This is a genomic window from Moraxella sp. K127, from assembly GCF_015223095.1.
Taxonomy (GTDB): Bacteria; Pseudomonadota; Gammaproteobacteria; order Pseudomonadales; family Moraxellaceae; genus Moraxella.
In genome coordinates, this window is the sequence record NZ_JADFBZ010000031.1 from 1 (window position 1) to 17,705 (window position 17,705).

Sequence of the window (17,705 nt, forward strand, 5' to 3'; positions counted from 1 at the left end):
TTATCGTTTGCCCTTTTTTAATTTTATATTTCAATCTTTTAAAATAAACTCTACCGCCATTTGTGCGTGTAAATATGCCGTATCAAACACAGGCAAATCCAAATCATCTTGTCCGATAAGCAAACCGATTTCGGTACACCCCAAAATCACGCCTTTTGCCCCTTGTTCTTTTAAGCGGTTGATGATGTTCAGATAAGTTTGTTTTGAGCTGTCTTTTATCACGCCCACGCACAATTCATCAAAAATAATGCGATGAATGTCCGCCCGTTCGCTGTCGCTCGGCACAAGGCAGTCAATACCAAAACTTGCCAAGCCATTTTTATAAAAATCCTGCTCCATGACAAATGCCGTCCCAAGCAGTGCTACTTTATCAAAACCTTTGGCACAAATGGCGTGGGCGGTGGCGTCAATAATGCTCAAAAACGGCACATTTATCGCCTGAACAATGGCAGGGGCAACCTTGTGCATGGTATTGGTGGCAAGTAAAATGCCGTCCGCTCCAATGGATTGTAGTTTGACCGCCATGTCCGCCAAAATCTCCCCTGCCGTCTGCCAATCGCCCAATCTTTGGCAATCAACAATCTTTTGAAAATCAACGCTATACACTATCACAGGGGCGGTGGTATTTGCCCCTTTGGCGTGATTGACGGTGTCGTTGATGACTTGATAATAAGTGGTGGTGCTGGCAGGCGACATTCCGCCCAAAATTCCTAAGGTTTTCATAAGGTTGTTCCTTTGTAAAAGAGTGGCTATTATAACAGAATTGGTTTAAAATTTTATCAAATAACAATTTTTCTCAAAACCACTTGACAAACCGTCCACGATAGATTATATTCGTATGCAAATGAATACAAAATAAATACAGGTGTCTGTATGCCAAATACGCCAAGTAATAGCCGAGTGCCGATAAGTGTCCGCATTAGCCAAGAAGATGCTGATTTTATTGCCAGTTTACAGATACAAGGGGCGAATACACCGTCCGATAAAATCCGTGAATTGCTCCGCCAAGCACGCACCTTGCACACCCAAGGGCAAGATTATGAAACCAGTCTATCGCTTGCCGAGCAACAGCTTTACACCGCTCGCCATGAGATTTTAGCACTTGAAAAAGAGCTGAGTGTACATTCGCACATTGTGGCGAGAATTTTTGAGATTTTGCCCGATTTGGTGGCAACCATGATGGCGGACTACCCCAAAACGTGTGACAAATCCGCCCTTGTCAATTTTGAAAAACAGGCGATGTGGCGAGTGGTTCGCCTAATGGACAGCGTGTTACAGCTTGCCGTTACGGGCAAAGGAGCGGGCTATGATGACAGCGTGTTGGACGAGCTGGATAATACGTTACAGTTGGCGAATTTGATTTATCAACACACCCAAACCAACACCCAACCCAACCCATAAGGAAAAAACCATGAGCGAAACCCTATCTTATCGTGTCGGTCGCCTAGTCAGTGGCGGATTTCATGCCATGCTGGACAAAGCCGAAGATTTCGCCCCAATGGTCGCCTTTAACGAAAACTTGCGTGAGCTTGATAAGGCGATTGATGAAGTGCGTGGCGAGCTTGGTAAAGTGGTCGCCCAAAAGCACCTAGCCAGCAAAAAACTGAACGATGAAAACACCCGCCACGAAAGCCTAAACGACAGTATCATGACGGCGGTCAATGTGGGGCGAGACGATTTGGCACAGGTGGGCATTGCTGAGCAAATGGATATTGAGGCACGCATTCCCGTGCTTGAAAACACCATTGCCGACTGCACCGACAAAGAAAAAGAGCTAGAAGGCTTTATCATCGCCCTGCAAGCCAAACGCCGTGAGATAAGCCTGGCCATTGAGCAATACCAGCAGACGGTAGCAACAAGCGGTGCAAATGGGCAGACGATTGGTGCAAGCAGTCTTGATAAAATCGCCCAACGAGCCGACAAAGCGTCTAACGCCTTTGACCGCACCATGAGCCGTCAAACAGGCATGGCACACAGCACAAGCGGTAATGGCAATGCCCAAAGTCTAAAAGAGCTTGAAGAGCTTGCTAGAAATAATCGTATTGCCGAGCGGTTGGCACAATTAAAAATGAAATAGGGTTTGTTTTTTAAAATGAATATTTGGTGGGGGTGAATTTAATCATTGGGCGAATGTGATTCGTCCCCACAATATCCCATTTTTATTTAGATTTAAACCTGTTTTTATTTAACTATTTTTTATTTAACCATTCCATTAAAAATTGCCAATAATTAGTTATAAGGATAATCATGCTTGATTTAATTTTTGCACCCCAAAACTTTATATTCGGTGTGGCAATTACGCTGATGTTTTTGTTATTTATCCTAGAAATTGTGGCATTGATGATTGGTGGGGCAAATGATTGGGTGGACGGATTTTTGCCCGACAGTTTGACCAAAGCTCATGCCGAGATTGGCATTGATAGCCCAAGTGTGGAGACGGGCGTATTTATCCGCTTTTTAAGCTGGCTATATGTTGGCAAAATACCGCTACTTATGCTTATGGTGGTGTTTTTGGCGGTATTTGGATTGACGGGGTTTATTTTTCAGTCGGTGGTATATAGCCTGTTGGGATTTTATTTGCCAAAAATCATTGCCGTGATTGTCGTGTGGTTTTTAAGTTTGCCCATTGTCCGCCTATTTGCCAAAGGACTATACAACATCCTACCCAAAGATGAGACAACCGCCATTGACAGCAAAGAGCTGGTCGGACGTGTGGGCGTGGTCGTGTTGGGCAATGCCACGGCTAATGAGTCCGCCCAAGTACGAGTTAAAGACACGCACGGGCAGACGCATTATGTCATGGTGTTTGCCGATACCGATGAGACTTTAACACAAGGCGAGACGGTGCTATTGGTGTCGCAGGCGGGTGTTAATTTTCGGGCGATAAAGAATGTAAATGGGGTGTTGGTGGATTGACAGTAATTTTTGTCATTGCTAAAATGTCATTACAAAAATGTAGTTACAATTTTGTAATTATAAAGTGAGATGAGCCAAGATGATTTTTGAATGGGACGATAACAAAAATCGGATAAATAAGCAAAAACACGGTGTGAGTTTTGAGACAGCAAGCCGTATTTTTCTTGACCCGTTTTTGATTGTTACCGAAGACACAGCCCACAACGAAGTGCGGTGGCTTGGGGTGGGGAGCGTGGACGGCGTGGTGGTGCTACTTGTTGTACATACGCACACCGACACAGACGGCACCGAAGTTATCCGCATTATTTCAGCACGCAAACTGAGCAAAGGGGAGATAGAACGCTATGGCTATTGTTAGAAAATCCTTAGATGACCTAAAACGCACGGCAATTGATACCGATGAATTGGTAACATTAAAAGCAATGCGTGATGATGAGATTGATTATGACGACATTCCGCCATTGACAGACGCTCAAATTGCCAATTTTAAATTATATAAACCAACCAAACAACAAGTTACGCTAAGATTGGATAGCGATGTGCTTGCCTGGCTAAAAAAAGACGGCAAGGGCTATCAAACTCGTGCTAATCAGCTATTAAGACAACTCATGTTAAAAGAACTAAACGCATAAGGAAAAATTATGAACCTAATCTCAATTCTTATCACCGCAGGGGTGATTTTGGTTGCCCTAGTCATCTTAGGCTTAATTTTGACCCGCCTGTATCGCCGTGCCAGCAAGGAAGTGTCCTTTGTGCGGACAGGTTTTGGTGGCGAAAAAGTGATTGTAAATGGCGGTGCGATTGTCCTGCCTGTCTTGCACGAGGTGATTCCTGTCAATATGAACACGCTACGCCTTGAAGTACGCCGTGCGTCCGAGCAGGCACTCATCACCAAAGACCGTATGCGTGTGGACGTAACCGCCGAGTTCTATGTGCGTGTCAAACCTACTGCCGAATCCATTGCCACAGCCGCCCAGACCTTGGGCATGAAAACGATGTCGCCACAGGATTTAAAGGACTTGGTAGAAGGTAAATTTGTGGATAGCCTGCGTGCCGTTGCTGCCGAAATGGCAATGGAAGAGCTACACGAAAAGCGGGTGGATTTTGTGCAAAAAGTTCAGCAGGTTGTTTCAGAAGATTTGTTCAAAAACGGCTTGGAGCTTGAAACGGTGTCCTTGACAGGGCTTGACCAGACGGGATTTGAGTATTTTAATCCCCAAAACGCCTTTGACGCTGAGGGTTTGACACGCTTGACCGAGACCATTGAGATTCGCCGTAAAAAGCGAAACGACATTGAGCAAGACACCGATTTGGCGATTAAAACCAAAAATTTGGAAGCCGAACGCACTCGTTTGCAAATCTTGCGTGAAGAAGAATATGCCAAGCTAGAACAAGAGCGTGAGATTGAGATTCGTAAAGCCGAGCAAGAGCGTGAGATTGCCGTTCGCCGTGCCGAGCAGACGGCTGAGATTGCCAGTCAAGAAGCGAGCAAACAGCGTGAAGCCGAAGAAGCTCAAATTGCCGCCAAGCGTGAAGTGGATTTGAAAAAAATCCTAGCCGAGCGAGACATTGAAAACGAAAAAATCCAAAAAGAGCAACGCATTGAGCAAGCCGAAGTAGAACGCAAAAAGGCGATTGAGCTTGCCGAGCAAGACCGTGCCATTGCTGTTGCCGAAAAATCCCGTGCCGAATCCGAAGCCAAAGCCCAAGCCGACAAGGCACGAGCGGCAGCGGTCAAAGAAGAAGAGAGCGTGATTACGGTGCGTGAGACCGAGCGAGCCGAGCGTGCCAAGGCGGTGGAGCTCATCTCTGCAACCGAGCTTGCCCAAAAAGATGCGATTGCCATTACGGTTGCCGCCGAAGCCCAAAAACAAGCGTCCCTAGACCAAGCCGAGGCGGTGCGTATCAGTGCCGAAGCTGAGGCGGAGAAATTACGCTTGCAAGCCAAAGGTGAGGCGGACGCTCAGATTCTGCTTGCCGAAGCCAAAGAGCGTCAATATCAGGTGGACGCTGACGGGACAAAAGCGGTCAATGAAGCGTCTAACGTGCTGTCAAGCGAGCAGATTGAAATGCAAATTCGCCTTGCCCTGCTCAAACATTTGCCCGAGATTATCCGTGAAAGTGTGAGACCTATGGAAAATATTGATGACATTAAGATTTTGCAGGTTAATGGTTTGGGCGGTTTTGGGGCAAGTGGCGAGACGAGCGAGACCACAACAAATGCCAGTCTTGCCGACCAAATGGTCAATTCTGCCTTGCGGTATCGTAGCCAAGCCCCGCTTGTGGACAATCTATTAAAGGAGATTGGGCTAAATGGGGCGGACATTAACGGACTGACTCATGGACTAGATAAAGGCGTGAATAAAGACTAAATCAAAATGGTAAAACCCACAATGACAAGTTGTGGGTTTTTTATGTTAAAGGATAATACAATTTATCCGATACGCTGACAAAACTTAAAAAGCCAAAATGCCGATAAAAGGCAATGGCGTTGTCATCTTTGGCTTCTACAATAATCACACTGCTAGCAATGGGCGACTGCGTGGCTTGTTTAATGGCATTGGCAAGCAGTACTGAACCCAAACCTTGACCTTTGTGGCGTATATCAATCGCCAATCGCTCAATCAATACCGCAGGCAGGAACGATAGCGAGCCAATTTCTTTTTAAGCGTATCGTTCAATTCATGATAAGGCATACTTGCCGAACACAATGTATAAAATCCTGCCACTTGATTGTTTTTATCCACGACAACATAGCAACTGTTGGCACGGCGTTTGACATCTTGGGAAGCCTGATGAGTAAAATAATGATTGAGAATATCGTTGCCACAATCAAAAGTTTTTCGGTCATGGCTTTTATCTAATAGCACAATCCGATAATTGGATAAATTCATACACTATCCTTAAAAAACTCATCATGGATTGCCATTGCTTTTTTCATCGCATCATTCATCGGCGGTGGGTTGATAAGAGTTTCGGCAAATTGCTCTTGGTCTTGGACGGACAGTTGATTGAGAAAATGTAGCCAAGACTGTTCTTTTTGTACGGTTTTTTGAGCGTGTTCATAGGCAATACTCATCACAAAATCACTCATCGTCCGACCTGTCATCTGACTGGCAAGCTTAATGGTGTCGTGAACGTGCTTGGGGATACGGGCTTCAAAACGGGCGGTTTGGGTGGATTGAGTTTGGGCGGTCATGATATTCTCCTGTCATGGATATATACGGTTATTGTACGGTATTTTTCCGTATTTTTCCACCCTTATCATTGCCAACTTGTCCTAATTTTTCGCCACTTTTTGCAAATTTTTGATGTCATCAGGGCTTAATTTTAGCTCACTTTCATCGGCAGGGGCGGACTGTATCACCACTTCTGGCACAAAGCGAATTTGCAATTTAATAACCCTATCATCAAGCGTGTCTTTGGCAAGGGCTTGAATTTGTTGCTCCAATTCAATCGCTTGGGCTTGGCTTGGCGTGATAAGCCCTTGAATGACCACCCTTAGGGTGTGCGTGTTTTTTTCTTCGTGCGTAAAACTGTGCGATACCAAATAATTGGCTTGATTTTGAATGCTTTGTTCGACCAAGGCGATACTTTGGCGTTCAAATTTTTGTTCATTTAAGGTTTTGCCAAAATTGACCGACAAATAACCACCAATGACAATCAGAGCAATCAGCACGGCACTGTTTCTTTTTAAAAACAGCCCAATTTGCCCCAATTTGCCAACGTCATCATCATCAAGCGTTCGGCGAAATCCTGCAAACCACAGCACCAACGCATTGGTAAACTGAATGGCGAGCATATTGGTCAAAGCCAACAAAAACGCCCCCCAAGCCAGCGACAGATGACCTGACGCAAGCAAAATCCCACTGGCAGCCAAAGGTGGAACAAGGGCGGTTGCCACCGCCACGCCAACAACCGCCACCGACAGATTGGGCGAGACCATGGCGTACGCCCCTGCTGCTCCGCCTGCCAACGCCACCATTAAATCCATGGTCGTGGGCGATGTGCGTGCCAAAATCTCGCCCGTCATGACGTTGTCGCCATGCAAAAACCCAAGCCCCATGCCAATGGCATAAATGACCAGCACCCCGCCAATGAGCGTGATAAGCGATGTTTTGAGCAAGGATAGCCGTGCATCAATGACGGCAAGGGCGGCACTGGTAATGGGCGAGAGCATCATCGCCACCAGCATCGCCCCGATGACCACCGCAGGCGAGTTGGCGAGCAGTCCATAGCCTGCAATCACCGCCGACAAGCATTCATAATAAAGAACATTTTGGTCGGTAATGCCCCTGCTTCGATGTTGATACGGACTTCTTTGTGGTCTATCGTCTTTTGGCTGTGCTTTTTGGCGATAAGCGTACGGACAATGTCGGCTTGTTGTTGTTCGGTTTTTTGGGTGTCTTTGTCTTTATCTTGGTCTTTGTTGGTATTTGTTGAGTTGTCATTTTTTGGGTTGTCATTGTTTAAGTCATTGCCTTGTAAGTTATCATCTTTATTGGGCGGATTATCGGCAGAGTGATTGATAGACTTATTTGCCAAATTGTCTTTTAAATTGCCTTTATTATCTTGATTATCGTCTTGTTTGGTATTATTGCTATTACTAGACTTATTAATCTGATTGGCTTTATGAATATTGGCTAAATTGTTATGGTCATTTTGTTTGGTTGAATTATCAGCATTGACAATATTTGTTGTGGTGTTAATTGGGGCAACTATACCATTTTCTTTATCATCGTTTTGGGTGTCTTGATTGATGTCTTTGTTGTCGGTTTCTTTTTCGGTTTTTATGCCTTTATCATCATCTTTTTCATTGTCTTTTTCATTGGCATTGTCGGACAATTCGTCATTGACCGTTTTGACAAGTTTTTCAAGTTCGGCATCATCAATGCCTTGTTTTTTGAGTTCATCAAGTTCGTCTTGACTAAATTCAACGTCATCGTTTTGGGTATCTTTATTGTCGCTCATAAAAAACCTTATTTATGAATGGGAAATAGGGTGAATATAATCCACCCCTACGATTTTAATCATTTTCAATAATAAACTTCCTGCAAAACTAGGTTTTCCGTTCGCCCTGAGCTTGTCGAAGGGTAGGAAAACCGTCATGGTTCGACAGGCTCACCACGAACGGTTTTCCTTAATTCGGGGTTTTGCAGGAAGTCTAATGATAAATTAAAATTACCTAAACCTTAACCCTTATCCAACATCATCGCATCGCCATAACTAAAAAAGCGGTATTTTTGGGTAATGGCATGAGCATAGGCGTTTTTGATGTTATCCGTCCCTGCAAAGGCGGATACGAGCATAAGAAGCGTGGATTTTGGCAAATGAAAATTGGTAATGAGCCTATCCACCACGCCAAAGTCATAAGGCGGATAAATAAAAATCTGCGTATCGCCAGAGAACTCGGTAAGCTGTCCGTCCACACGGTGCAAATGGGCGGTTTCAAGCGTGCGAGTTACGGTCGTCCCCACGGCAATGACTTGTCCGCCTCGTGCTTTGGTGGCGTTGATTTTGTCGGCAGTCGCTTGTGGCAAATGAGCGTATTCGGCGTGCATGATGTGGTCGGTCAAATCGTCCGCCTTGACAGGGGCGAACGTACCTGCCCCAACGTGCAAGGTTACAAAGGCAATCTCCACCCCCTTATCGGCAAGACGCTCCAAGGTCTCATCATCAAAATGCAGGCTGGCGGTCGGAGCGGCAACGCTTGCCTGTTTGGCAGGGTCGTGAAATACCGTCTGATAACGGGTGTCGTCCGTGTCGTCTGCCGTGCGTTCAAAATAAGGCGGAATTGGCATTTGCCCATAACGCTCCAAATCCGCCAAAATCGGTGCGTCAAATTGTAAGATAAATAAATTTTCCGCCCGTCCGCACATCGTTGCCGTCATGCCACCGTCTGCCAGACTCACCGTTTGTCCCACCTTTAACGCACGGCTAGACCGTACATGACAATGGGCGATGTGGTTGTCGTGGTCGGTAATGCGTTCTATTAACACCTCCACCGCTCCGCCTGTGTCCTTGACCCCAAACAGACGGGCTTTCATGACTTTGGTGTCATTCAAAACGAGCAAATCGCCTTTGTTTAACAAATCGGGCAAATCGGTAAAATGAAGGTCGGTAAGCGTATCACCCTGAACGTGTAACAGGCGAGAGCCAGACCGCACGGCAAGTGGATAACGGGCGATGAGTTCATCGGGCAAATGATAATCAAAATCGGCAGTGAGTAGGGGTGTATTCATGATGTGGCTGTGTTACAATAAAAATGGCTTATTTTATCAAAAAGCCCAGCGATTTGCTTGTATTTCTCATGTTTACAAACCGTTATTTCTCATGCCTAAACTAAGCCTTTTGGCTAAATTGCAAAGTCGGCAAAAAAGGCGTATCATATAACCATTATTTTTAATGAATGTTTTACCATGCTGATGAATATCCAAAACACCGCCCCACGCCCTACATCGCCCCACCCCATTTTAAATTTGGGTTTTCGCATATTTTTTGTAGGGTCGGCAGTCTTTGCCATACTTGCCATGTTGCTGTGGCTTGCGATTTTACAGGGATTTGCCCCTTTTAAAGGCACGTTTAACCCTTTTTATTGGCACGCCCATGAGATGATTTTTGGTTATGCGTTGGCGGTGATTGCTGGCTTTTTATTGACCGCCGTCAAAACATGGACAAGTCAACCCATGCCCTATGGTTGGCATTTGGGGGCGATATTTGGGGCATGGGCGGTCGCTCGCTTGCTTTGGCTTGGGCTACACGCCACGCCAAGCGTTGCCATGCTTAGTGTGGCGTTTGTGTTTGATTTGCTCTTTTGGGGCATGACCGCCTACTCGGTCATCAAAGCGGTATGGGTCGCTCGCCAAAAACGCCAAATCGGTATCGTTGCCAAACTTACCCTGCTCATGCTTGCCAACATCGCCTTTTATACAGGCGTGTTTTTGGACAGCACGACCACACAACAAATCGCCCTGTATGGGGCATTATATCTCGTCATCGGCGTGGTATTTACCATTGCCAGACGAGTGTTGCCGTTTTTTATCGTCAAGGGTATCAGCGTGGATAATAACGGCAAACCCAACGGCTTAAATATAGAACAAAAAAATTCGGCACTATTAGACAGAATGAACCTAGTGGGATTTTTTGGCTTTATCGTGTTTGATTTGTTTGTCAAATCACCCATGCTCGCCAGTGCCTTTGCCCTGATTTGTGTGATTGCCAACATTTGCCGTCTTAAAAATTGGTATCACCCTGCCATTTGGCAAAAACCGCTACTGTGGTCGCTTGTCATCGCCTTTGGGGGTATGACCGCAAGTTTGGCATTCTTTGTGGTATTGCCTTTTGTTGAGACGAATATTAATGTGTATTCGCTCGGCTTGCACGGTTTGGCTCTGTTTGGCGTGGGACTGATGACCGTTGCCATGATGGCTCGGGTGTCGCTTGGGCATACGGGGCGGAACATTCATCAGCCCCCAAAAACCGTGGGTGCGATATTTATCCTAATGATAATCTCTGCCCTATGCCGTGTGGTCATGCCGATGTTTGGCGGTGATTATATGACGTGGGTGCTCATCTCGCAAGTGGCGTGGGTGCTGTCCTTTGGGCTGTTTTGCGTGTCGTATGTGGGGATTTTGGCAAAACCACGCACCGATGGGTTGTTTGGCTGATAGGCAAGGATTTTAAAACATGATAAAATGATAAAATGATAAAAAAGTTACCCACGAGACGATTATGTTTAATCCTTTTAAAAAGAAAATCCACATCAACATGAGCGACATCGACAAGGTTTTGCAGGATTTTCGCCTGTATGGTCAAGCCTTGCCGACTTTTATTGATGATAAATCCTTGCATGATGACACGCTAGACATCGCCCTAAGAGTGCATAAGGACGCCGACCAAGCCGAGCTTGAACAGGTGTATCATGACCTACGTGCCAGATTACATCTCATTGGCGTGGCAGAAGTGAATTTAAATGTCGTCTTATCCGACAAAGTCGCCCTCACCGCCACAACCGCCAGTGCCGTGCAAACCCACATGCCCCAGTCGTCAAATAAAATCCCAAGCCAAACCACAGACGACACCCCCACCAAATCCGCCCCCAAACAAGCGGACATCGCCCCCCACCCCCGCATTCGCCACATCATCGTGGTCGCCAGTGGTAAAGGCGGTGTGGGTAAATCCACCACCACCGTCAATATCGCCCTTGCCCTACAAAAACTCGGCAAAAAAGTCGGTATCCTAGACGCGGACATCTACGGCCCGTCCGTGCCTGATATGCTGGGCGTGGCAGGGGTCAAGCCTGCCGTTGAAAACGACCAATTCGTGCCGATAGACGCACACGGCATTGCCATGCTCTCCATTGGCAATTTGATAGAAAGTGAAAATACCCCTGTGGCGTGGCGTGGGGTCAAGGCAACAGGGGCATTAATGCAACTGTACAGCCAAACCAACTGGCCCACGCTTGACTATCTCATCATTGATATGCCCCCCGGCACTGGCGACATTCAGCTCACCCTTGCCCAGCGTATCCCCGTAACAGGGGCGGTCATCGTTACCACGCCCCAACACATCGCCCTGCTGGACGCCCAAAAAGGCATGGAAATGTTCTTTAAAACTGATATCCCTGTCATCGGCGTGGTTGAGAACATGGCACTGCATACCTGCACCAACTGCGGTCATGTGGACGCCATTTTTGGGGCGGACGGCGGAGCAAAGTTGGCAGAGAGATACCAAGTGCCACTTTTGGGGCAACTGCCACTTGCCACCGATATTCGCACGCAAATGGATAAGGGCGAGCCGTCTGTCATGGCAGGTGATGATTTTGCGGTGTATTATGAAAACATCGCCAAAAATATTGATGGGCAAATTGGTAAATTTGACAAAGGAGCAAGCGGGCGGATTTTTTAAAATGACATAAATAACGTGTATTTATAAATAGTGCGTGGTTTTGGTGGTATTACCACCCCATTACCACGCCATTCATCATCTGCCACGCCCCCATCATGACAATGACACTAGCCACCGCACACAGGGCAAACATGCCCTGACTGGTGCGACCTAACTTCTGACTCATCACATGGCACAGCCCTAGCACCACCCCCATCATCATGCCCCCAAGATGTCCTGCCACATCGATACTGGGTATGGCAAAGGTCATGACAAAATTAATGCCCATGATGAGTGCCAAGCTCTTGGTGTTTAGTCGCCACTTCTTTGCCGAACCGAACATTGACAAGGTCAAAAGCAACATGCCCAGTCCCATGATACCGCCCGACGCCCCTGCCGACAGCCCCAGCCCTTGCACGCCCTGCTCTTCTATCCGTCTTAGAGTCATGTATAGGTTTAACAGATTGCCCGCCACCACCGACAGCAGAAACACCACCAAAAACCGCCACCATCCCAATATCTGCTCACTAACCATGCCAAAATAATACATGGCAAAACTGTTAAACAGCAGATGAATCACCCCGATATGCAAAAACCCTGCCGTCACCAGTCGCCACGGCTCATCGATGAGTGTCAATGGCAAAAAATTCGCCCCATAGCGAATTAGCTCCTGCCCTGTCTGCTCGTCAATGTTTACCCCATTTATGACCTGTACGCCCATCACCGCCACAAAGCTGATGATGAGTAGTAAGGTTGTCGGGGCGATTTTAAAGAATTGTGTTAAGGTCATGATTGATAAAATGGTAAAAAGTGAAAGTGAATCGGCGGGATGACTTTTGTTATGTTAAAATAAATTTGTCAGGATAAAATTGATAAGATAGCAAGATATAAATATAGCAATACAAAAACACCGACCCTATCAACACAGCTCACGCACCGCCATAACAAACTGCTGTTCACCCAATCCTGCCACATCCGTACGCATGAGTGTGTCCACCCGACCCAAGAACTCATCTCTATCCATCAGGCTCGCCCCCAAACTCATCAAATGCGAATTTTCCAGTTGGCAATCCACAAGTGCCACGCCCTGCCTTTGGCATAACTGCATGAGCCCCCAAAATGCCACCTTTGAGCTGTCCGTTGCCCGATGAAACATACTCTCACCACAGAACATCGCCCCGATATTTAGCCCATACAGTCCGCCTATCAAGGCACTAGCTTGTGGCTCATCTTGCCATATCTCCACGCTTACCGCCACACCAAGCTCGTGCAGCTCGGTGTATGCCTGTATCATCTCATGCCCTATCCACGTCTCATTGGCATAGGCTCGTGGCTCGCTACATGCCTGTATTACATCGGCAAAGGCATGGTTGGTCGTCAGTGTCCATGTGGACTGGCGAGCCTTGCGAATGAGCGATTTTTTGGGGATAAAGTCGCTGGGCATTAGCACGCATCTGGGATTGGGCGACCACCACGCTATTGGTTCATCATGAAACCACGGAAACACCCCAGAGCGGTAGGCGTGCAACAGCGTTGCCACCGACAAATCCGCCCCCACACCCAAACACTCTTGGTCATCAGACAAGGCTTGCACCCCCTGTCTAAAACCATAAGGGCAATCATCGGCTAAGGCGTGAATTTGGTGAATGTTTATCATAAAAAACAGTTATTTAAAAATGTAAAAATAATAAAAGGTGTGATAAATTATGGTTAAAAATGGATTGGCAAGACAAATTATGATTAATTATTAAGTTTGGGTAAATTTCATTTTCCCATCTGTCATGTTAAAAACGTCTTATTTAACAAATGCCTATTTTTATCAGTGTTATAAAATAAAAATCCGCCCCCACCAGCAACCCATCACTCAAACCGCTTTAAATTTTAAAACACACCCCCATTAATGGCAAGTGTTATTTTCAATTCAACAAAACAGAGAACATTATGTTAAATAAAGATTATCGCCAACGCTTTTTTATTGAGCATTCGCCCGTGCGTGGTGATGTGGTGCGACTGTCCGACAGTTTTACCACCGTGATTAGCCAAAAAGATTACCCCCCTGCCATCAAAGCCTTATTGGGCGAGATGTTGGTGTCGGCAAGCCTGCTTATCGGCACGCTCAAAATTGACGGCAAATTATCCATTCAACTGCAATCATCAGACGACAACTCGCCCCTGCGTTTTGCCATGGCAGAGTGCGACCACTCATCAGGGCAAGAGCTGGGGGCGGTGCGTGCGTTGGCAAGTTTTGACAACAGCGATGACAAACAGGCGTTTTGGCAATCGCTTCGCACCAGTGATGACGCTTTTGCCGTCATCAAAACAGGCGTGCTATTTATCAGCATTCACCCTAACTTTGGCGAGAGCTATCAAGGCATTGTCGAGCGTGTGAGCGACAACTTAGGCGAGTGCCTAGCCCATTACCAAAAACAATCCGCCCAAATCCCCACCATCATCAAACTTGCCACCGATGAGACCACCGCCGGCGGACTGCTTGTACAACTACTGCCCCAATCGGACGCCGACAAAGAAAACGACCCTGACCTATGGGATAGATTAAGCGTACTCACTAGCACCATCAAGGCGGACGAGCTGACCGAACTGCCTGCCGATGAAATCCTATATCGCCTGTATCACGAAGAAGATGTGGTACTGCCCGAACCCACCCCACTTGGCTTTGCTTGTACTTGCTCGCCCGAAAAAAGCGAAGGAGCGATTTTGCAACTAGGACATGATGAAGCCCTAGAAGTCGTGGACGCTCATGGCGGTACACTCACGTTAGATTGTGGTTTTTGTGGTAGGGAATACCGTTTTGATAAAGATGATATTAAGCAGTTATTTGCGTGATACGTCCTACCCCACCAACGCCCACTGTCATGCAGTGGGTTTTTATTGGTGAAAAATATTGGTATAATGGGCGATATATTATTATCATGGAGATGTCATGATTGTAGAAATCCCCCAAGAATTACAAGTGATGATAGAGTACCGTGCCAAACAACAAGGCATATCATCACACGCCTTTGCCGTCAAAACCTCAGAGCAGGCGGTCAATCCAAGTTATGCCAATGGCGATTTTAATTTTGATTTGGCACGTATAGACCAATCTATTAAAAGCGGACGTATTGATGTGCCTGATTTTGATGACATGGACGAATTTTTGGCATGGGTAAATTCATAAAAGTTATTTTTACCTCACAATTTAAATTATGGCTAAAAAATTATCCAAAAGCCGACCAAATTAAAATCGGTTTGTTCGTAGAACACGTCAAACAGTTTGGACTTAACAACTTGCAAGGACGCAACAAATCATCAGACAACGTCCCCACCGATGACCTAAATTGGCTACAAAAAGTCAAATATACCCAAGCCTATCGCCTGTGGCATTACCATATCGGCATACCTGATTATGCAGGCGAATTTGGCGACAGACTGGCGAATACATTTTGCATTATCAGCGTTTTGATGATGAGATTGTCATCGTGGATATGTCCGCCCACCCACCTTTTGAACTGCCGAGTATAGACCGCCTAATCTAGCCATGCCAATCCCCACCCACACGGACGGTAAAACCGCCGACATCGCCAAAGACGGCTTTTCGGTCATGTATGAGTTTTACCCAAAGCACCCTAGAAATTACCCGATTTGCCATGAGTTTGATGACAGCGTGGTATTGTTACAGCATTTGCCAACGTTGTTGGTATTTGGTGTGCTGGCAATCAGCTTTGGCAATGTGTGGCTCAATGTCTTTATGGGCAATCAGTCGTTTTGGAACGCCCTGCCCGTTACGGTGATTTTTTATTATAGTCAAACAAATTTGAAATAAGACAAGGAAAACGAGCGAAGTTGTACAAGTAGTACTACGAGCGAGTTTGACACAGTATTATTTCAAAGTTGGCAGACTATATTTGCCAGATTTGCTTTGTTTTTATTGTACGCTCATATTTTTATGTGGCGACATCATGGGACGATAATTGAGATTGATAAAGAACATATCGCTTTTGTCAAGCATTATACCGACCGTGAAAAAACAGTCATCGGTTTTGATAGGATTTATCATGCTAAGCTAAAACAACGCACCCAAACATGGTACAAAATCGTGTTGTATCATGTAGAGTTTAGCGATGACGATCTTTATTATAAAAAGCACAAAGGCACGATTGGTTATGTTGGCAATCTATTTGGCGTGGGTAACGAGCGAGCAAATCATATCGTAGGCGACATCATACACACCATGCAAGCGTATCATGACAGCCATGATGTGAATTTGCCAAAAGTGAATTATATTAAACAAAAATTCTTTTAATTAACAATAAACTACCGATACAACGTCCGCTCATTTAACAAATCAATGTCCGCCTGTTTTAGCTCAAAATTATGCAAATCCTGCTCATTGGCATAGGGGTACATAAGAGCAGTGGGGTCGTCATTATGCCCGATACTAAGGGCATGACCCAACTCATGAGCCAGCACCAACCGCAAATCATCAATACTTTCAAATTCATAAATATCAATCTTATGCCCATCAAACTGCCCCTTATGAAACTCTCGGGGCGTTAGGCGAGCATTGGCGTGGTCAATGGCGTGATTGATATGTCCTGCCTTGTGATTGATGTCATCTACCGCTTGGTTAAAGGCGTCTTGGGAGAGCCGATAAACATCAATCTTGGCATTTAGGGCTTGTTGATTGGCTCGCAACTGCTTTTCTATGCCTAGCAAGCGTTGGCGTTCGTTTGGGTCATGGGTGTGATTAATGAGATGAATGGTGTGGTTATATTGCTCTTGCCAAGCGGTCAGCTCGGTTTGCAGACGGCTAAACTCATCGTGCAACGCCTGTCTTTGGCGTGCCAGATTGTCCGAGTCTCGCCTGTGATTTTGTTGTAGGGTATCTAGCTCCTGCTTGATTTGTTGGCGTGCCGTGGTCTCCATTTGTCGCTCATCATAGATGAGATTGATACTCACTTTTGCACTGTCATCATAGACAAACCACTGCCGACCCGTGCCGTCATGCCATATCATCACCGCTTCATGAGCAAGGCGTTTGACTTCGTCATGACTTAACCCAAAACGCTCGTCCACATCGCCAATACGATACCGCACTCGCAAATCGGTCGGATAAGTCAGCCGATGAATCAAACTGTTGTGGCGAACCTGTGGCTCGGTGTGGGTCTGATACGAGAAAAACCCAAGCACCAACACCACGCCTGCCAATATCATCAGCCGAATGATTTTTAACAATGTCATTTATTTATTCAAATCAAAGAATAATTACCGCTAAATCAATCCAACAATTTAAAAAAATGCTCACGATAATGACGTAACTCACGAATAGAATCACGGATATCATCTAATGCCAAATGCGTACCGCCCTTTTGATAGCCACGAGCGACATCGGGTCGCCAGCGATAGCACAGCTCTTTGACACTAGACACATCTAAGTTGCGATAATGAAAAAATGCTTCTAGCTCAGGCATTTGTCTTGCCAAAAACCGTCTGTCTTGACAAATGGAGTTGCCACACATGGGTGATACCCCTTTATCTACCCACTTTGATAAAAACTCAATGGTCGCTTGCTCGGCATCTGCCAACGTTACCGTGCTACGGCGAACACGGTCGGTAAGACCCGATTCTCGGTGCTGGCGGGTGCACCATTCGTCCATGCCGTTTAGCACCGTATCAGGCACTTTGATGGCAAAGACAGGACCTTCGGCAAGAATGTTGAGATTGTCATCGGTAACAATGGTCGCAATCTCAATAATCTCATCTTTTTGGGTGTCAAGCCCTGTCATTTCTAGGTCAATCCAAATGAGTGCTTTTTTGGGTTTTTGGGTCGGTTTGGGGTGCGTGATATAAATCTTGGACATGATGTTCCTAATTTGGGTGAATTATCTCTTGGATAATCTGAT

At 46.0% G+C, this 17,705-nt stretch carries 24 protein-coding genes; 13 read left to right on the top strand and 11 right to left on the bottom strand.

The window, feature by feature from the left end:
- Positions 1 to 30 precede the first annotated feature (30 nt).
- A complete protein-coding gene (locus tag IM753_RS07825) occupies positions 31 to 723 on the bottom strand; it encodes an aspartate/glutamate racemase family protein (protein WP_062500932.1) in 693 nt (230 codons plus the stop codon).
- A 150-nt stretch (positions 724 to 873) separates the two neighbouring features.
- Between IM753_RS07825 and IM753_RS07830 the strand changes: the two genes are divergently transcribed.
- The 6 genes from IM753_RS07830 (at position 874) to IM753_RS07855 (ending at position 5,288) form a co-directional block, all read left to right on the top strand.
- Positions 874 to 1,401: a hypothetical protein gene (locus IM753_RS07830; protein ID WP_194109042.1), complete on the top strand. Its 528-nt coding sequence runs from the start codon at positions 874 to 876 to the stop codon at positions 1,399 to 1,401.
- 10 nt (positions 1,402 to 1,411) lie between these two features.
- Positions 1,412 to 2,077 carry a PspA/IM30 family protein gene (locus tag IM753_RS07835; protein ID WP_194109043.1) on the top strand — a complete coding sequence of 222 codons (666 nt, stop codon included), beginning with the start codon at positions 1,412 to 1,414 and terminating at the stop codon, positions 2,075 to 2,077.
- Between the two features lie 170 nt (positions 2,078 to 2,247).
- Positions 2,248 to 2,916, top strand: a complete 669-nt coding sequence (locus IM753_RS07840) for a YqiJ family protein (RefSeq protein ID WP_194109044.1) — start codon at positions 2,248 to 2,250, stop codon at positions 2,914 to 2,916.
- 79 nt (positions 2,917 to 2,995) lie between these two features.
- On the top strand, positions 2,996 to 3,274 hold the full coding sequence (locus IM753_RS07845) for a BrnT family toxin (protein ID WP_115247232.1): 279 nt from the start codon (positions 2,996 to 2,998) through the stop codon (positions 3,272 to 3,274).
- Positions 3,261 to 3,548, top strand: a complete 288-nt coding sequence (locus IM753_RS07850) for a BrnA antitoxin family protein (RefSeq protein WP_062500941.1) — start codon at positions 3,261 to 3,263, stop codon at positions 3,546 to 3,548. The genes IM753_RS07845 and IM753_RS07850 overlap by 14 nt, the downstream gene beginning before the upstream one ends.
- Before the next feature lie 9 nt (positions 3,549 to 3,557).
- On the top strand, positions 3,558 to 5,288 hold the full coding sequence (locus IM753_RS07855; protein ID WP_065255872.1) for a flotillin family protein: 1,731 nt from the start codon (positions 3,558 to 3,560) through the stop codon (positions 5,286 to 5,288).
- A 40-nt stretch (positions 5,289 to 5,328) separates the two neighbouring features.
- On the opposite strand, the gene IM753_RS07860 is transcribed toward IM753_RS07855, so the two are convergent.
- The 6 genes from IM753_RS07860 to queA form a co-directional block, all read right to left on the bottom strand.
- A complete protein-coding gene (locus tag IM753_RS07860; protein ID WP_194109045.1) occupies positions 5,329 to 5,544 on the bottom strand; it encodes an N-acetyltransferase in 216 nt (71 codons plus the stop codon).
- Positions 5,541 to 5,810 (bottom strand): hypothetical protein, encoded by a 270-nt coding sequence (locus IM753_RS07865; RefSeq protein ID WP_194109046.1) that lies wholly within the window; start codon positions 5,808 to 5,810, stop codon positions 5,541 to 5,543. Before IM753_RS07865 ends, IM753_RS07860 begins: the two co-directional genes overlap by 4 nt.
- Entirely contained in the window at positions 5,807 to 6,115 is a 309-nt protein-coding gene (locus IM753_RS07870; protein WP_065255874.1) for a DUF1778 domain-containing protein, read from the bottom strand. The genes IM753_RS07865 and IM753_RS07870 overlap by 4 nt, the downstream gene beginning before the upstream one ends.
- 81 nt (positions 6,116 to 6,196) lie before the next feature.
- A complete protein-coding gene (locus tag IM753_RS12985; RefSeq protein ID WP_370582837.1) occupies positions 6,197 to 7,165 on the bottom strand; it encodes a DUF389 domain-containing protein in 969 nt (322 codons plus the stop codon).
- Positions 7,162 to 7,887: a hypothetical protein gene (locus IM753_RS12990; RefSeq protein WP_227713106.1), complete on the bottom strand. Its 726-nt coding sequence runs from the start codon at positions 7,885 to 7,887 to the stop codon at positions 7,162 to 7,164. The genes IM753_RS12985 and IM753_RS12990 overlap by 4 nt, the downstream gene beginning before the upstream one ends.
- Positions 7,888 to 8,108: 221 nt before the next feature.
- The gene (queA, locus tag IM753_RS07880; protein ID WP_065255875.1) at positions 8,109 to 9,158 is read right to left on the bottom strand and encodes a tRNA preQ1(34) S-adenosylmethionine ribosyltransferase-isomerase QueA; all 1,050 of its coding nucleotides are present in this window, start codon (positions 9,156 to 9,158) and stop codon (positions 8,109 to 8,111) included.
- A gap of 177 nt (positions 9,159 to 9,335) precedes the next feature.
- Between queA and IM753_RS07885 the strand changes: the two genes are divergently transcribed.
- Together IM753_RS07885 and IM753_RS07890 are read left to right on the top strand one after the other, a co-directional pair.
- Positions 9,336 to 10,583, top strand: coding sequence for an NnrS family protein (locus IM753_RS07885; protein ID WP_194109047.1), 1,248 nt, complete (start codon positions 9,336 to 9,338; stop codon positions 10,581 to 10,583).
- Between the two features lie 64 nt (positions 10,584 to 10,647).
- The gene (locus IM753_RS07890; RefSeq protein ID WP_194109048.1) at positions 10,648 to 11,823 is read left to right on the top strand and encodes an Mrp/NBP35 family ATP-binding protein; all 1,176 of its coding nucleotides are present in this window, start codon (positions 10,648 to 10,650) and stop codon (positions 11,821 to 11,823) included.
- A gap of 49 nt (positions 11,824 to 11,872) precedes the next feature.
- Here the strand turns inward: IM753_RS07890 and IM753_RS07895 are convergent, their stop codons facing one another.
- Positions 11,873 to 12,592, bottom strand: a complete 720-nt coding sequence (locus IM753_RS07895; RefSeq protein ID WP_065255878.1) for a rhomboid family intramembrane serine protease — start codon at positions 12,590 to 12,592, stop codon at positions 11,873 to 11,875.
- A 129-nt stretch (positions 12,593 to 12,721) separates the two neighbouring features.
- The gene (gene aat, locus IM753_RS07900) at positions 12,722 to 13,459 is read right to left on the bottom strand and encodes a leucyl/phenylalanyl-tRNA--protein transferase (protein ID WP_065255879.1); all 738 of its coding nucleotides are present in this window, start codon (positions 13,457 to 13,459) and stop codon (positions 12,722 to 12,724) included.
- A gap of 284 nt (positions 13,460 to 13,743) precedes the next feature.
- On the opposite strand from aat, the gene IM753_RS07905 reads away from it, so the two are divergent.
- The 5 genes from IM753_RS07905 to IM753_RS07925 all read left to right on the top strand — a co-directional run bounded on the left by IM753_RS07905 (position 13,744) and on the right by IM753_RS07925 (position 16,105).
- Positions 13,744 to 14,646: an Hsp33 family molecular chaperone HslO gene (locus IM753_RS07905; protein WP_194109049.1), complete on the top strand. Its 903-nt coding sequence runs from the start codon at positions 13,744 to 13,746 to the stop codon at positions 14,644 to 14,646.
- Between the two features lie 97 nt (positions 14,647 to 14,743).
- Positions 14,744 to 14,980 (top strand): hypothetical protein, encoded by a 237-nt coding sequence (locus IM753_RS07910; RefSeq protein WP_065255881.1) that lies wholly within the window; start codon positions 14,744 to 14,746, stop codon positions 14,978 to 14,980.
- The gene (locus IM753_RS07915; protein WP_227713108.1) at positions 14,965 to 15,324 is read left to right on the top strand and encodes a hypothetical protein; all 360 of its coding nucleotides are present in this window, start codon (positions 14,965 to 14,967) and stop codon (positions 15,322 to 15,324) included. Before IM753_RS07910 ends, IM753_RS07915 begins: the two co-directional genes overlap by 16 nt.
- Before the next feature lie 16 nt (positions 15,325 to 15,340).
- Positions 15,341 to 15,625, top strand: a complete 285-nt coding sequence (locus IM753_RS07920) for a hypothetical protein (RefSeq protein ID WP_194109050.1) — start codon at positions 15,341 to 15,343, stop codon at positions 15,623 to 15,625.
- A 123-nt stretch (positions 15,626 to 15,748) separates the two neighbouring features.
- On the top strand, positions 15,749 to 16,105 hold the full coding sequence (locus IM753_RS07925; RefSeq protein ID WP_194109051.1) for a hypothetical protein: 357 nt from the start codon (positions 15,749 to 15,751) through the stop codon (positions 16,103 to 16,105).
- An 11-nt stretch (positions 16,106 to 16,116) separates the two neighbouring features.
- Here IM753_RS07925 and IM753_RS07930 read toward each other — a convergent pair whose 3' ends face one another.
- Entirely contained in the window at positions 16,117 to 17,043 is a 927-nt protein-coding gene (locus IM753_RS07930) for a matrixin family metalloprotease (protein ID WP_194109052.1), read from the bottom strand.
- Positions 17,044 to 17,078: 35 nt separating this feature from the next.
- Positions 17,079 to 17,663: an oligoribonuclease gene (gene orn / locus IM753_RS07935; RefSeq protein ID WP_194109053.1), complete on the bottom strand. Its 585-nt coding sequence runs from the start codon at positions 17,661 to 17,663 to the stop codon at positions 17,079 to 17,081.
- Positions 17,664 to 17,705: the final 42 nt, after the last annotated feature.